Source organism: Corynebacterium tardum (genome assembly GCF_046717785.1).
In the GTDB taxonomy this organism is placed as follows: Bacteria; Actinomycetota; Actinomycetes; order Mycobacteriales; family Mycobacteriaceae; genus Corynebacterium.
Window position 1 is genome coordinate 1,585,081 of sequence record NZ_CP177104.1, and the last position, 14,119, is coordinate 1,599,199.

At 64.1% G+C, this 14,119-nt stretch carries 14 protein-coding genes and 7 tRNA genes; 8 read left to right on the forward strand and 13 right to left on the reverse strand.

The features are described from left to right. Positions 1–182: 182 nt before the first annotated feature. From ACLI1P_RS07605 to ACLI1P_RS07630, 6 genes are all read right to left on the reverse strand, one after another. Positions 183–258 (reverse strand) — tRNA-Gly (locus ACLI1P_RS07605). A 44-nt stretch (positions 259–302) separates the two neighbouring features. Continuing rightward, positions 303–374, reverse strand: a tRNA-Val gene (locus tag ACLI1P_RS07610). Between the two features lie 32 nt (positions 375–406). Then, positions 407–477: transfer RNA gene (locus ACLI1P_RS07615), tRNA-Cys, on the reverse strand. Between the two features lie 31 nt (positions 478–508). After that, positions 509–584 (reverse strand) — tRNA-Gly (locus ACLI1P_RS07620). A gap of 43 nt (positions 585–627) precedes the next feature. Then, positions 628–699, reverse strand: a tRNA-Val gene (locus ACLI1P_RS07625). 39 nt (positions 700–738) lie between these two features. After that, positions 739–814, reverse strand: a tRNA-Gly gene (locus ACLI1P_RS07630). A 386-nt stretch (positions 815–1,200) separates the two neighbouring features. Between ACLI1P_RS07630 and ACLI1P_RS07635 the strand changes: the two genes are divergently transcribed. From ACLI1P_RS07635 to msrB, 4 genes are all read left to right on the forward strand, one after another. Further along, a tRNA-Val gene (locus tag ACLI1P_RS07635) sits at positions 1,201–1,275 on the forward strand. Positions 1,276–1,477: 202 nt separating this feature from the next. After that, positions 1,478–2,062, forward strand: a complete 585-nt coding sequence (locus ACLI1P_RS07640) for a dihydrofolate reductase family protein (RefSeq protein ID WP_296135151.1) — start codon at positions 1,478–1,480, stop codon at positions 2,060–2,062. An 11-nt stretch (positions 2,063–2,073) separates the two neighbouring features. After that, the gene (locus ACLI1P_RS07645) at positions 2,074–3,270 is read left to right on the forward strand and encodes a glycosyltransferase family 87 protein (RefSeq protein ID WP_411708482.1); all 1,197 of its coding nucleotides are present in this window, start codon (positions 2,074–2,076) and stop codon (positions 3,268–3,270) included. After that, positions 3,267–3,680: a peptide-methionine (R)-S-oxide reductase MsrB gene (msrB, locus tag ACLI1P_RS07650; RefSeq protein WP_296135145.1), complete on the forward strand. Its 414-nt coding sequence runs from the start codon at positions 3,267–3,269 to the stop codon at positions 3,678–3,680. The genes ACLI1P_RS07645 and msrB overlap by 4 nt, the downstream gene beginning before the upstream one ends. A gap of 31 nt (positions 3,681–3,711) precedes the next feature. On the opposite strand, the gene hemQ is transcribed toward msrB, so the two are convergent. Next, positions 3,712–4,413: a hydrogen peroxide-dependent heme synthase gene (hemQ, locus tag ACLI1P_RS07655; RefSeq protein ID WP_411708483.1), complete on the reverse strand. Its 702-nt coding sequence runs from the start codon at positions 4,411–4,413 to the stop codon at positions 3,712–3,714. A 188-nt stretch (positions 4,414–4,601) separates the two neighbouring features. On the opposite strand from hemQ, the gene ACLI1P_RS07660 reads away from it, so the two are divergent. Both ACLI1P_RS07660 and ACLI1P_RS07665 read left to right on the forward strand, forming a co-directional pair. Further along, complete coding sequence (locus ACLI1P_RS07660) at positions 4,602–5,219, forward strand: DUF3000 domain-containing protein (RefSeq protein ID WP_296135152.1); 618 nt, start codon at positions 4,602–4,604, stop codon at positions 5,217–5,219. A 15-nt stretch (positions 5,220–5,234) separates the two neighbouring features. Further along, positions 5,235–6,479 (forward strand): HRDC domain-containing protein, encoded by a 1,245-nt coding sequence (locus tag ACLI1P_RS07665; RefSeq protein WP_296134619.1) that lies wholly within the window; start codon positions 5,235–5,237, stop codon positions 6,477–6,479. Here ACLI1P_RS07665 and dxs read toward each other — a convergent pair. The 5 genes from dxs to dut all read right to left on the reverse strand — a co-directional run bounded on the left by dxs (position 6,476) and on the right by dut (position 11,949). After that, the gene (gene dxs, locus ACLI1P_RS07670) at positions 6,476–8,398 is read right to left on the reverse strand and encodes a 1-deoxy-D-xylulose-5-phosphate synthase (protein WP_411708484.1); all 1,923 of its coding nucleotides are present in this window, start codon (positions 8,396–8,398) and stop codon (positions 6,476–6,478) included. The two genes, ACLI1P_RS07665 and dxs, sit on opposite strands and share 4 nt — an antisense overlap. Positions 8,399–8,510: 112 nt before the next feature. Next, positions 8,511–9,797: a class I SAM-dependent RNA methyltransferase gene (locus ACLI1P_RS07675; protein ID WP_296134609.1), complete on the reverse strand. Its 1,287-nt coding sequence runs from the start codon at positions 9,795–9,797 to the stop codon at positions 8,511–8,513. Further along, positions 9,790–10,419 (reverse strand): DUF3159 domain-containing protein, encoded by a 630-nt coding sequence (locus ACLI1P_RS07680; protein ID WP_296134616.1) that lies wholly within the window; start codon positions 10,417–10,419, stop codon positions 9,790–9,792. Before ACLI1P_RS07680 ends, ACLI1P_RS07675 begins: the two co-directional genes overlap by 8 nt. 84 nt (positions 10,420–10,503) lie before the next feature. Continuing rightward, positions 10,504–11,397: a DUF3710 domain-containing protein gene (locus ACLI1P_RS07685; RefSeq protein ID WP_296134603.1), complete on the reverse strand. Its 894-nt coding sequence runs from the start codon at positions 11,395–11,397 to the stop codon at positions 10,504–10,506. A gap of 75 nt (positions 11,398–11,472) precedes the next feature. After that, the gene (gene dut / locus ACLI1P_RS07690; RefSeq protein ID WP_296134600.1) at positions 11,473–11,949 is read right to left on the reverse strand and encodes a dUTP diphosphatase; all 477 of its coding nucleotides are present in this window, start codon (positions 11,947–11,949) and stop codon (positions 11,473–11,475) included. A 127-nt stretch (positions 11,950–12,076) separates the two neighbouring features. Here dut and ACLI1P_RS07695 point away from each other — a divergent pair, with 127 nt between their 5' ends. Further along, positions 12,077–12,598 carry a DUF3093 domain-containing protein gene (locus tag ACLI1P_RS07695; RefSeq protein WP_411708485.1) on the forward strand — a complete coding sequence of 174 codons (522 nt, stop codon included), beginning with the start codon at positions 12,077–12,079 and terminating at the stop codon, positions 12,596–12,598. Positions 12,599–12,647: 49 nt separating this feature from the next. On the opposite strand, the gene ACLI1P_RS07700 is transcribed toward ACLI1P_RS07695, so the two are convergent. Next, on the reverse strand, positions 12,648–12,938 hold the full coding sequence (locus tag ACLI1P_RS07700) for a DUF4193 domain-containing protein (RefSeq protein WP_296134595.1): 291 nt from the start codon (positions 12,936–12,938) through the stop codon (positions 12,648–12,650). Positions 12,939–13,320: 382 nt separating this feature from the next. On the opposite strand from ACLI1P_RS07700, the gene ppgK reads away from it, so the two are divergent. Then, positions 13,321–14,094 carry a polyphosphate--glucose phosphotransferase gene (ppgK, locus tag ACLI1P_RS07705; RefSeq protein ID WP_306506839.1) on the forward strand — a complete coding sequence of 258 codons (774 nt, stop codon included), beginning with the start codon at positions 13,321–13,323 and terminating at the stop codon, positions 14,092–14,094. Positions 14,095–14,119 lie beyond the last annotated feature (25 nt).

The window sequence follows — 14,119 nt, forward strand, 5'->3', positions numbered from 1 at the left end:
TTAAGCGCTAGCTAATTCTTTGTCCCGCGCGGGATGCGCGGTTATGAAGTAGTCGCGGCATCCGCATGGAAAGTTCCCCCACAGCCCCCAATTGTTGAAAATGTGTTTCACCCCACGGTGAATGAAGCACACAAAACACACAAGGCGCCTTCCCCAGAAAAAGGGAAGACGCCTTGCGTACATGGAGCGGATGACGAGACTCGAACTCGCGACCCTCACCTTGGCAAGGTGATGCGCTACCAACTGCGCTACATCCGCGTGACAAGCCGTAGCTCGTCACGGGTTTCCGTGAAGAAACCCTGTGCGCGATACTGGGATTGAACCAGTGACCTCTTCCGTGTCAGGGAAGCGCTCTCCCGCTGAGCTAAACGCGCTTGCAGCACCCTTTGTGGGTGCCAACTTTTTGAGGTGGAAACGGGAATCGAACCCGTGTGCACGGTTTTGCAGACCGTTGCCTCACCACTCGGCCATTCCACCGTGGCGATACCGCCTCACACACTACATGTGCTGGAGCGGATGACGAGACTCGAACTCGCGACCCTCACCTTGGCAAGGTGATGCGCTACCAACTGCGCTACATCCGCATTCGAAAACCAGGCCCGGTTTTCTAGGACTAAAAAGTCCGTGTGCGCGATACTGGGATTGAACCAGTGACCTCTTCCGTGTCAGGGAAGCGCTCTCCCACTGAGCTAATCGCGCTTATCTAGTTGTCAAGGCCCTCCACCAAAGTGGAAGTCTTGGAGCGGATGACGAGACTCGAACTCGCGACCCTCACCTTGGCAAGGTGATGCGCTACCAACTGCGCTACATCCGCATTGCACTGTTCCGGCGGGAATGCCGTGGTGCGAGTAGAAACATTATCGCGCACCGCCGAAGTTTCCAAATCCGCAGCCCACAGCGTGAATCAACATCTCCACACACGCCTTGGGATTACATCGATGTCATTGCGCCGTCCCTGCACCGCCCCTGTGCCGTCCTTGCACCCGCACTTGTGCCACACGAGTTTTGTTACATGACACAACACCAGCTGTTACATGACACAACACCAGAGCGGCACACCACCGCCTTTCCGGCTCCCCCGCACGAAAGCGCGAGTGAGCTGGGCGATTATGGAGATACACACCTGCGGTGTACGTTAAGTCGTGCACCACGATGCAACACGATGCAACATTGAGACATAACAAATGTTGTGTGTAGTGAGGTTCTATAGCTCAGTGGGAGAGCGTTCCGTTCACACCGGAAAGGTCGCTGGTTCAATCCCAGCTAGGACCACCAGAAAGACATACTGAAAGCCGCAGCCTTTGCTGCGGCTTTTGTCGTTTTCCGCTGCACCGCTCGTTGCTGCTCGTTCCTGTCCGCTACCGTCCATTGTTCCGTATGCTGTAAGGCCATGACGGACTCTCGGAACACACACGATAGGGCAAGTCTTACATCGACACTTCTGGGCCCAGACCGCGAAGGTATCCGGCTCATCGCTGTGAGCACGCTGCATGGCTCCGCCACCATTGACGGCACGTCGGATGCCATGGGAAATGAGGCGGACGGCCAGCTCTTCGCGGCGCTGCGCGATTGGGCGGATGTGGCCGTGGTGGGATCGGGAACGGTGAAGGCGGAGGATTATCAGGCGTCGACAAGCACGCGTCTCGCCGTCTTTAGCCACTCCCTCAACTTCGACGGCTTCGAGGACTTCATCGCCGCCGGCCCCCTCGTACTCACCCCAGCAGACAGGATGGATTCGCCCGAGGCCGCCCGGCTCGCCGCCGCCGGCGCGGAGCTCGTGAGCACAGGGACGGGTACCGTCACCGAGGCCATCGAGGCCCTGCGCGCACGCGGCGCCACCCGCATTTCCTGCGAGGGCGGGCCGTCGGTCTATTCGGCGTTCATCGCCGCCGGGCTGGTAGACCAGCTCTATCTCACCGTCGATCCTCACCTCTCCCCGTCCGTGGAACGACCCATCGTTGACGGCGATGCCACGTCGCCGGCGCTGCGCCTCGAGCTGGAGAACGTCACGCCCGTCGACAACACGGTGTTTCTGCGCTACCGGCGCATGTCCACCCCGTAAACTCTTCTGCCGTGACTTCTCCGGCCTCCAACTTCGCGAACCCCGCCCGCCTGTGGACCGCCGCCGCGTGGCCCACGGCCGTTCTGCTTGTTTTGCACCGTGTCTTCGTCCTAGCGGTCAATGGCACTGTGACGGATGACTTCGGCACCGTCTATCGCGCCGTCCGGAACTTCTGGGAGGGCACTGCGGTCTACGAGCAGAACTACTCCTTTGTGGAGCCGCTCTACCTCTACAACCCGGGCGCAACAGTACTGCTCTCCCCCATGGGTATTGTCTCTGAAGAGCACGCGCGCCTCGCGTTCATCTTTGTCAACGCCGCCGCGATTATCGCAGCCCTGGCGCTGCTCACGCGCTATGTGGGTCATAGTCTGCGCGGGCCGGTATGGCCGGTGAGCATCGCCGCCGCCTTCGTCACCGAGTCGGTAGTCAATACGCTGGTCTTTACCAACATCAACGGCCTGCTGCTCCTGGCCATGGTGGCTTTCCTAGTCCTGCTGGATAAGTATGGCTGGGCCGCTGGACTCTGTATTGGACTGGCCATCTTGGTCAAGCCACAGTTCGCGCCCCTGCTGTTCTTGGCGGTCGTGCGCAAGCGTTGGTGGACGGTGGGCCTCGGCATCGCTGTTCCCGTGCTGGCCAATCTCGCGGCGTGGCCCCTCGTGCCTGGCGTGAGCGGCTACCGCGCAAAATTGCTCCCTTACCTCGCCACTACCCGTGACTACGCCAACGCCGCCTGGCCGGGCGTGCGCGCCTACTTCGACCTGCCAGGCGTGCTGTATTACCCCATCTGGTTGCTCTTCGCGGCACTGACCGCAGCGGCAATCCTGGGGCTTCTGCGCTGGCGGAACTCAGAGCCGGAGTTCTGGGCGTTGACTACCACCGGCATCATCATGACCGGTGTCTTCTTCCTGTCTTCCCTGGGCCAGCAGTACTACTCCATGTGGCTGTTCCCCATGATGTTTACGGTGCTGCTGAAGCGTTCCGTCTTTCACACGTGGGGCGCATGGCTCGCGGCATTTTTATTCTTGGCGCCGCTCGAGTGGGCGTCGACCAGCATGCCCACCGCCGCCCACTGGATGTTCGTCTTCATCGCCACTATTGGCTGGTCACTGCTCATCGTGGTCACCGCCGCCTCCGTATTCGGCTGGTGGACGAGCACCCGTGGTGCTGGCACACCTTCGGTCCAGAGCGATAAACTCCCGGCATGACCGATTTCAAGCTCATCGCAGATACCGAATGGCGCCAGCGCCTCAGCGCCGAGGAGTACTACGTGCTGCGGGAAGCCGGCACGGAGCCGCCGCACGTGGGCGAGTACACCAACACCACTACTGAGGGCGTCTACTCGTGCAAGGCCTGCGGGGCGGAGCTATTCCGCTCCACGGAGAAGTTCGAATCCCACTGCGGCTGGCCCTCCTTCTTCTCCCCGCTGGCCGGCGATACCGTCATCGAGCGCGAGGACAACTCCCTGGGCATGCGCCGCGTCGAGGTGCTGTGTGCCAACTGCGAGTCGCACTTGGGCCACGTCTTCGAGGGCGAGGGCTACGATACCCCGACTGACCTGCGCTACTGCATCAACTCGATCTGCCTCAACCTAGAGGAAAAGCCGGTCGAAGGCTAGTTCCTTCTCCCGGCTCTCTCCCCCTTGTGCCTTAGGGCAGCACGTTAATGAGCTCCGCCACGTCCTTGACGCGACGGCCCGTGTGGAACGGAATCTCCTCGCGCACGTGGTGGCGGGCCTCCGTGTAGCGCATGAGGTACATCAGGTCCACAATGCGGTGCAGCTCCGGCGCCTCGAAGGCGAGGATCCACTCGTAGTCACCGAGGGCGAAGGCCGGAACGGTGTTGGCACGCACGTCGGGATAGTCACGAGCCTGCATGCCGTGCTCCATGAGGATGCGGCGCCGCTTTTCCTCATCCATGGTGTACCAGTCGTAGGAGCGCACGAACGGGTAGACCGAGATCCACTCCCCTGGTTCCTCTCCCATGATGAAGGACGGCAGGTGGGACTTGTTGAACTCCGCCGGGCGGTGCAGGGCGTTGCCCACCCACGTCACCTCGGAGACCTGCCCCAAAACCGTTTCGCGGCGGAAGTCCGCGAAGGCCTTCTGAATGTCGGCGAACTCCTCCGCGTGCCACCAGATCATGAAGTCCGCGGAGTCCCGCATGCCGGAGAGATCATAGATGCCGCGCACGGTCACGGTGCGGGCCTCAGCCAGATCGGCGAAGAACTTCTGTGCCTGGGCGATGATCTCTGCGCGTTCCGTGCCAAGCGCACCCGGGACGACTTTGAACACCGCGTGCTGCGAGTACTGCTGCTTCTGGTTGAGCTCAGTGAAGTTGACCTTCGACATGCATTTCTCCTCATGTGATTCCATCAAATGACCTATCCATCATAAGTTGTACACCGCCGGGCGCGCTACTACCTCAACCCCGCCGGACACGGCGCGCCTTCGCCCGCCGCGCCCGCGAAACTAATACGTTGATCCCCGTGAGCAATTCCGACGTATCTTCGCGCAGCCAGGCAGGGGCACCGACTCCCCTGCACGCCCGCGCCGCCGCCGACGCTTCGACCGAAACCACGGAGCAGACCACGCCGGCCGCCTTCAATGAAGCGGTCGACACCCTCCACGCCGCGCAGTTGCGCCCGGAGATCACGCTGGGCACCATCCGCCCGCCGCAGCGCCTGGCGCCGTTTAGCCACGCTGTCGGCCTCGAGGTCGCCCGCGGTGGCGACGCGGACGCCGACGCCATCCCTACCGATTCTGAGGGAGACGCCTTCGGCCGTCTCATCCTCCTGCACGACCCGGGCGCGGAGGAAGCCTGGGAGGGCGCCATGCGCTTGGTGGCCTACATTCAGGCAGACTTGGACGACGCTGTAGCGGGCGACCCGCTTCTTCCGGACGTCGCCTGGGAGTGGCTTACTGAGTCCCTCGACCTGCGCGAGGCTACCCACACCAACTTGGGCGGCACCGTCACCTCCACGGCCTCTGTGCGCTACGGCGAGATTGGCGGGCCGCCGCGCGCCTACCAGCTGGAAATGCGCGCTTCCTGGACCGCCGAGGGCCTTGATCTGGCCCCGCACGTCGAGGCCTTTGCGCAGGTTCTGGCTCACGTCGCCGGTCTCCCGCCGGAGGGCGTGGCCGAGCTCGGCCGCTAAGGATACGCGGCTGCCATGACCGAGTTGCGTCAGGTTCCTCTCGAAGGCACCCCGAAGGTCCTGTCCACCCCGCGCGAGTTCCACGCTGCGGCACAGCGCCTCGCCGCCGGGTCGGGCCCGTTCGCCATCGACACCGAGCGCGCCTCCGCCTACCGCTACGACGACCGTGCTTTCCTCGTGCAGATCCGTCGGGCTGAGGCCGGAACCGTGCTGCTTGCTCCGGAGCACCACCGCGCGGAATTTCGCGCCGCGCTCGCCCCTGTGCTCAATGGCCAGGAGTGGGTCGTCCACGCCGCGCCATCGGATCTACCTTGCCTGGCCTGGCTGGGTCTTTACCCTGGCGCGCTCTTCGATACGGAGCTCGCGGCCCGCTTCGCCGGCTACCCCCACCCGAACCTGGGCGCGATGGTGCTGGAGCTTTTCGACGTCGAATTGGAAAAGGGCTACGGCGATTCCGACTGGTCCGAGACCCCTCTGCCCCGCCAGTGGCGCAACTACGCGGCGCTCGATGTGGAACTGCTCAACGAGCTTGCCATGACCCTGCGGGATATCCTCGCGGAGGAAGAGAAGCTGGACTGGGCGCTCGAGGAATTCGACCACATCATGGCTGAGCACGCCGACATCACCGCGCCCGCGCAGCGGTCGTGGCGCGAGGTCAAGGGCGTGTCCTCGCTGCGCTCGCGCGAACAGCTCGCGGTTGCCCGCGAATTGTGGCAGCGCCGGGAATCCATCGCGCGGTCCCGCGATATCGCCCCCAACCGCATCCTTCCCCACCGAGTGCTGGTGGAGATTGCCCGCCGCCTGCCCCGCACGCCGCACGAGATCAACAAGATCAAGGGCTTTCCCCGGCGCCGCGCGGGGGCGACGCTGCAGTGGCTCGACGCGGTCACGCACGCCTCCGAGTCCCCCGCCGCTAGTTGGCCTAAGCCGCAGCACACCCCGCGGCAGATGCCCTCCAAGTCAGTAGTGGCCAAGGAGCACCCGCAGCTGTGGGAGCTCTACCAGGACGTGCGCGCGGACTTTACGGAGCTCAGCGAGGAACTGGGCATCAACGATGAGCTCATCCTCAAGCCCAGTCTCATCCGCCTCACCGTCTGGGCGGCGTTGGGCACCCCGATGCGGCACGGCGCCGACGTCGCCGGCCACATCGCCACAACGGCAGACATTCCGGACTTCCTGGCCGACCAAGGCGCGCGCGAGTGGCAGATAGAGCTGGCAACGCCGTTGCTTGCCGACGCCCTCTCGGGCCACCACCGCTAAGCCTCGCGGGCGGCCACCCACTCCTCTACGGACTGCGCAATGCCCTGTGGGGTAAGCCCGAATTCCTCGAGCACCTCGCCGCGGCTGGCGTGCTTGGGGAAGCAGCCTGGAACGCCGAGGCGGTGCACCGGCGTGTCGACGTCGGCAGCATCCAGCGCCTCCGCCACCATGGAGCCCACGCCTCCGCGCAGGAGTCCATCCTCCACCGTGACCACCAGGTCGTGGTCCGCGGCCAGCGCCACGAGGGACCGCGGCACCGGCACCGGCCACCGCGGGTCCGCCACGGTGACGTTGAAGCCCTGGGCCTCCAGCAGCTCCGCGGCACCCAGCGAGCGGGTGCTCATTGCGCCGACGGCGACGAGGAGGACATCGGTAGCGTCGCCGACAGCGTTCTCCCCATCAGACTCCTCCGCGGAGGAATCGGAGTAGCGGAGGATATCCACGCCATCGTCCAACCGGGTTAGCGCCTCCGTGTCCTCCAGCAGGTTGCCCTTGGGGAAGCGCACCACGGTGGGGCCGTCCTCGATGGCGATGGCTTCGTTGAAGAGCTCACGCAGGCGAGCCCCGTCGCGCGGCGCGGCAATGCGGATGCCCGGGACGATGCTCATCAGAGCCATGTCCCACACGCCGTTGTGGGAGGGGCCGTCGGAGCCAGTGACACCCGCGCGATCCAGCACGATGGTCACCGGCAGCTTGAGGAGCGCGATGTCCATGATCACCTGGTCGACGGCGCGGTTGAGGAACGTCGAGTAGATGGCGACCACCGGGTGCATGCCGGCCAAGGCGAGGCCGGATGCCGAGGTCATGGCGTGCTGCTCAGCAATGCCAACGTCAAAGAACCGCTCCGGGAACTTCTCCTGGAACGGCGCCAGGCCAGTCGGCCCCGCCATCGCCGCGGTAATGGCCACGATGTCCTCGCGCTCACCGCCGGCCTTGATAAGCTCCTCCGAAAATGCCGCGGTCCAGCCCGGCTGCTTCTCGCCCTTGGACACGCCGGTGACCGGGTCGATGGCACCGGTGGAGTGCATCTGGTCCTTCGGCTCGTTGACGGCCGGGGCAAAACCGTGGCCCTTTTCGGTCACGGTGTGCACGATGATGGGGCCGTCGTAATCCCGGGCATAGCTCAGCGCCCGGACCAGGGAATCCACGTCATGGCCGTTGATGGGCCCGACGTACTTGATGCCGAGTTCGGGGAACATTTCCGTCGGCATGACGGTGGACTTTACGCCCTCCTTCATTGCATGTAGTGCGTCGAAGGTGCGCTCGCCCACCCAGCCCATGGACTTCAGGCGCTTCTTGCCCAGCTCCATGAACTCGTCGTAGCCGTGCTGGGCGCGAATCCGGCCCAAATTTTCGGACAGGCCGCCGATGGTGGGCGAATAGGAACGGCCATTATCGTTGACCACGATGACGACGTTGCGGTCCTGGTCCGCCGAAATGTTATTGAGCGCCTCCCAGCACATACCGCCAGTCAGCGCGCCATCGCCCACGACTGCAATGGCGTTGCGGTGAGACTCGCCGCGGATCTTGAAGGCCTTGGAAAGTCCATCCGCCGTGGACAGCGCCGCGGAGGCGTGCGAGGATTCCGTCCAATCGTGCTCGGACTCGGCGCGGTCGGTGTACCCGGAAAGGCCGTCCTTTTGGCGCAGCGTGTCGAACTGGTCCGCGCGGCCGGTGAGCATCTTGTGCACATAGGACTGATGGGACGTGTCGAAAACGATGGGGTCACGCGGGGAATTGAACACGCGGTGCAGCGCCACCGTGAGCTCGACTACGCCCAGGTTCGGCCCCAGGTGGCCGCCGGTGGCGGAGACCTTCTCAATCAGCCGTTGGCGAATCTCTCCTGCTAGTTCCACTAGCTGCGTCTTGCTCAGGGCCTTGAGATCGCCCGGCGATTCGATGGAATCCAGAATGCTCATAGAGCTGCCTTCAACCCCTTCATCGATAGTGTTGTTCCTTACCACCGTACCCGCTTCTGAGCCCGACACGGCAATTCTTGTTTATCTGTCCACATCCACGGTTCCCGGCCGGCTAGGCGGAAGGAACCAGCAGGGCGAGGGTCTCGAAGTGATGGGTTCCCGGGAAGGCGTTAACCATGGCCAGTCTCTCGAGGCGGTATCCGTGCTCGGCCCAAGAGGACAGATCCCGGGCGAACGTGGCGGGGTCACAGCCCACGTGCATGACGCGGAGCGGGTGTGCTTGCGCGATAGCAGCGACGACGTCGCGTCCGGCGCCGGTGCGCGGTGGGTCCAAGATAACCGCATCCGGGTGCGGCAGCTGCGCTGCTACCTGTTCCACCTTCGCGGTGCGGAACTTTACGTCCAATCCTTCGACAGCCTCGAGGCCGGACGTTGCGCGTGCAGCGGCCGGCGAGTAGTCCACGGAATACACAGTCGTTGCCCCGCCCTGCGGTGCAGTTGACTCTGCCAACGCGGGTGCAAAGAGCCCCACACCGCCGTAGAGGTCCCACGCGACGTGCTGGGATTGCTGCTCAGCGTCGGAATCGGAGCCGACCGCACTGAGCCAGTCGCGCGCAATCCCCGTGTAGGTGTCGGGTGCGGCACTGTGAGCCTGCCAGAAGGCCGTGGGCGGGAAGCGAAATTCGATCCCGTCGGCGCGTTGCACCACATCCTGCGTGGGCGCCTCAATGACCTCCCGGACAGTCTCCACGCGGCGGCCGCGAGGTGCCTTGCGGGATTCAACTACGTGCCGGTTGCCATCGCTATCCATGACGGCGATGACCTCGGCGCCCGGTGTGAACCGGCGCGCCCCGGGGCCCACGAGGCCGTCGGCCAGCCCCGGCACCAACTGCGAGCAGGCCACGTCCGTGACGAGCTCGGTCGAACCACGTTTGCGGGTGCCCGCGCGTCCCTGCTCGTCCACTCCCCAGCGCACTCGCGTGCGCCACCCGCGGCGCGGGGCGAGCTCCACAGTCTCAATCTCCGGGAAGTCCTCCACGTGTGCTACGCGGCGCAACTGATCCGTGAGCACGTCTACCTTGATTCCCGGCTCCGCGCCCGGGTCCAGTGCTGCGAAGTCGCAGCAGCCGGCCCCGAGTGCTGCAGCTGGGCACGCGGAGTCAACGCGAAGGCTTCCGGCCTCCACGACGCGCTCCAATTCTGTCTCCACAAAGTTCTTCTTCACCTTGCGGGCCGTCACGTGCACGCGGTCACCGGGGAATCCTCCCGGGACGAAGCACACGCGGCCGTCGGGTGCGGTGGCGATACCGACGCCGCCGTGTGCCATGCGCTCCACGGTGGTGTCAAAGGAATCGCCCTTATTCACAGTGTGTTCGCGGTGCTCGTCGGCTTCACTCATTGGCGTTCTCCTTCGTCTCGGCAGCCTTCAGAACTTCGGTGTCCGAGGCTTCCTCGGTCTCCATGGCCGCATTAGCGCGGCGCACCATCCAGATGGTCAGCAGGGTCACCACGCCGGTCAAGGGCCAGCCCATGATGATGCGGACGATGCCCAGAGTGGTGGTCGCATCGGCGTCGTATAGCGCACGCTGCACCACGAAGCGGGCGAGGAAAACTGCGGCCCAGCCCGCCGTGGCCCAGGCGTATGCGCGGCGCGCCACGGGCACGGCACGCCAGTCCATGCCGTCCCCGTTAAGCCCCTTCCACACGACGCCCACCAGTGGCCAGCGCACGATAATGGAGACCACGGCCACGATGCACAGAACGAGCGACATCCAGATGCCGTACAGGAAGTAGCCCTTGGCATCCCCGGTAAACCACGCAATGCCCGCGCAAATGGCAACTCCGAGCAGACCCGACAGTGCCGGCTGCAGCGTCTCCTTGCGCACGAGGCGCCAGACACTGATAAGTAATGCCACGCCGAGTGCGGCGCACAGCGCTGGCCCCAAGCCCCACACGTTGTTGACGGGGATGAGCACGAGGACGGGCAGGGTGGCCGAGACTAAGCCGGTGAGCCCGCCCATCTGCTCCAGCAGAGTGGGTTCTTCTGCTGCGGCATCAGTGGTTCCGGAATCAGGTGTCGTGGTTGGTTTCGTCACGCGTTAAGCCTAGTCCTCGAGATCCTTGAGCTGCTGACGGGCCTGTGCCTCTGCGTCGGTGCTCGGGGCGTCCGCTTCTTCCTGTCCCTCGGTGCTCAGTGCCGCGGAGCCGTTAGCCTCCGCCTGCTGCTGGCGCTGCTGCAGGGCCTGCTGCACCTGCTCCGCCAGCTGCTGCGGCAGAACCACCGGCAACGGGTTCCCGGCCAGAATCGGGTCTTCGCCGCGGTAGACGAAGGTGCGCGCGACTACTTCACGGCCCAGCTGCGCCAGCTCCTCCTCCTTGCCCGCCGGGGCGGCCAGGGTCAGACGGTACATCCACCGCGGGCCCTCCACACCGATGATGCGGATGCCGCCCTTGTCATTGCTGCCCACGATTTCCGAGCCCCACGGGCCGTCCTCCAGTCGCGCGGAAAAGCCATCGGATTCGAGGCCGTTGAGGATGTCCGCGGCAGACTCCGCCCACTGCCCCGAGGTACGCGGCGCCGCGAAGGCCACCGGCGTCATCCGTCCGTGCGGGGTAAGAATGTGGAGCATGCGCGGGCCAGTCTCCCCCATTTCCACCTGGACCTGCGAGCCCTTGGGCAGCGGGATGCGCACGGAGCCTAGGTCCAGCAAGCCCACGGAGAAGTCTTCAAAGTTGAACTGGGAAATATCCACGGAATCGCCGTCGAAGGGGCCCATGTCGCCGTTGATGGCGTCGTGCTCCACAGCATGCACCGCCCCCGCCGGACCAGCGCTCGCGTTGGCTTCAGCGGCATCTGCTGACTTCGCCGCGGTTTCAGGAGCGCTAGCCGTAGCGGCCGGTTCCTTGTCCGTGGAGGTACCGGCCGGGTTCTCTGCGGCGGGTGTAGCCGCCTCCGTCTGCTCGTCCTTATTCTTCTTGCCAAAGGGCCACAGTGCCATGGTTGATTCCTTTCTCGTGCGTCGAGTCTTGTGAGTCGAATTTGCGTCTAGATCGCGGGGTAAAAGCTAGAAAAATTAGTTAACGCCGGTGGAGCCGTAGCCGCCGGCGCCGCGCTCGGTCGCGTCCAAATCGTCTACTTCGCGCCAACCCACCAGTTCCACGCGCTGGACCAGCAACTGTGCAATGCGCATCCCGCGCTCGACCTCAAAGGTCTCGGTGGGGTCGTGATTGATGAGGCACACCTTGATCTCCCCGCGGTAATCCGCGTCAATGGTGCCGGGAGTATTGACCACTGAAATGCCGTGCTTGGCCGCTAGCCCGGAGCGCGGGTGAACCAATCCGACGGTCCCCAGCGGCAGGGCAATCGCGATGCCGGTTCCCACCAGCGCGCGCTCCCCCGGGCGCAGTGTCACCGCGTGCGCGGCATAGAGATCAGCGCCCGCGTCACCGCGGTGTGCGCGATGCGGGAGCGGCAGCTCCTTGTCCAAGCGCTTGACCTGGATGTCTCCGAACGGGCTTGTAGGGTCTACGAGAGGGTGTTGCTCATTCACCCGGCCCAGCCTACCTTGTCACGATATCCTGACTCAGCCTGGTACCGAAGCGAGAACTCGGCGCTGTGACGCTGTGACAAGGTATGCGTTGGAACCAAAGCCCGTGCGGCGACTAGACTGGGTGGCCATGACTTCCACCTCGCCAGCTTCGCCCTCTTCGCCGCAGCCGGCCGCGGCCACCCCGGACATTCTCTACCGCGAGCGCCAGTGGGTGCCGTGGTACTGGTGGATTATGGCGGCCTTCATCGTGGCCTTGACCACTGCAACCGTCAGCCTAAACCGCAGCATTGTGTGGGTTATCGTTCCCGCCATCCTGCTCAGCATCATCGCCGTGTGGGCGCTGCTGACGTGGTCCAACACTGTGGTGCAGGTGGAGCAGGATGCGGACGGCACCCGCTGGCTTACCGTCAAGGACGCGCAATTGCCGCATGACGTCGTCTCCCGCAGCACGGCCGTCCCCGCCACGGCGCGGCGCAACGCGCTGGGCCCGCAGCTGGACCCGGCGGCGTTTATCGTCACCCACGGCTGGGTGCCGGAGCACGTGATGCTCGTGCTCGATGACCCCGAGGACCCCACCCCCTACTGGCTCATCGGGTCAAAGAACCCCGAGCAGCTGCTGGCCGCCTTCGTCCCCGACCAGGTCAGCTAGTTCGCAACTGCGTCCGCGACTATGTCGCAGCAGCTTACCCCGCCGGGTTCTAGGCGCAGTCCATGCACACCGGCTCGCCGTCTTCCTCGTGGTCCAGGCGCTTGTTGGACTGCACCAGGTAGCAGACGGAGCAGGTGAATTCGTCGTCCTTGCGGGGAACCACGGTGACGTTGAGTTCCTCGCCGGTCAGGTCTACTGACGGCGGCTCGAAGGACTCGACGATTTCGCCGTCATCATCCATGCCGTTGTTGTCATTTTCTGCCGCCTTCAGGCCCTCGAGAGAATCGGCCTCAAGCTCATCTTCAACGCGGCGACGCGGTGCGTCGTAATCGGTGGCCATAGTGTTTGCCCCTGTGAGTCAGATCGATAGGTACGTGTATTTATCGACGGCATCCTAAACCACTCGGGCCGCCCTGTCACACTAGGCCCGGCGTGGGGGCGAGAAAGTGGCCACCCCCGCCACCGCATTTCTCGGAGGAGATACCCCTCTAGCAGGGCTTTTGAACGCTCGTTCGCCGTTTAAAAAATTTCTAGGCTAGCAACTCCAAACTCACCGCGTGGCCAATCTCATGGGCACAACCTCACGCCTCCCGCACCACAATTGGCACAACTACAGACGCAGGTGCTGCAGACGGACACGAAGGATGCGCGCTGCCGCTGTGGCCGTGATGTATTCGACACACTACGCGGCACGGCACCACACGGTTGCTTACAATATTGGTATGACTGCTCAACATTCAGCCCACCACTCTGGCCACTCCTTCGGTATCGACGTCGGCGGCTCCGGCATCAAGGGCGCCGAGGTTGACCTTGCCACCGGTGAGTTTGTGGGTGACCGCCTAAAGATTGCTACTCCCCAACCGGCCACCCCGGAGGCAGTAGCAGAGGTCGTGGCGCAGATCGTTTCCGAGAAGTGCTGGGATGGCCCGGTTGGCATCACCATGCCGTCCGTAGTCAAGGACCAGGTCATGCTCAGCGCTGCGAACATCGATAAGTCCTGGATCGGCGTCGACGCCCAGGAGCTGTTTAGCCAGCACCTCGATGTTCCCTTCACCGTGCTGAACGACGCCGACGCGGCCGGACTCGCGGAGGTTGCCTACGGCGACGAGATCGCACGTACCGGCTCGGTCTTGTTCCTCACCCTGGGTACGGGCATTGGCTCCGCCCTGCTTCTCGACGGTCACCTGTTCCCCAACACCGAGCTCGGCCACCTCACCGTGGACAAGAAGGAAGCGGAGAAGCAGGCTTCTTCCGCCGTCAAGGACCGCGAGGAACTCAAGACCAAGCAATGGGCCAAGCGCGTCAACCGCGTGCTGCACGAGTACGAAGCACTGTTGAACCCGTCGGCGTTTGTCATCGGCGGTGGCATTTCCCGCAAGTTCGACAAGTGGGGCGAATACCTTGACATCAACACCCCGGTTGTGCCCGCTCAGCTGCGCAATCGCGCGGGAATTGTCGGCGCCGCAATGGCGGCGAAGGAAGGCGTGCGCCCGTAGCCGGAAGCCTAAACCTACTTCCCAG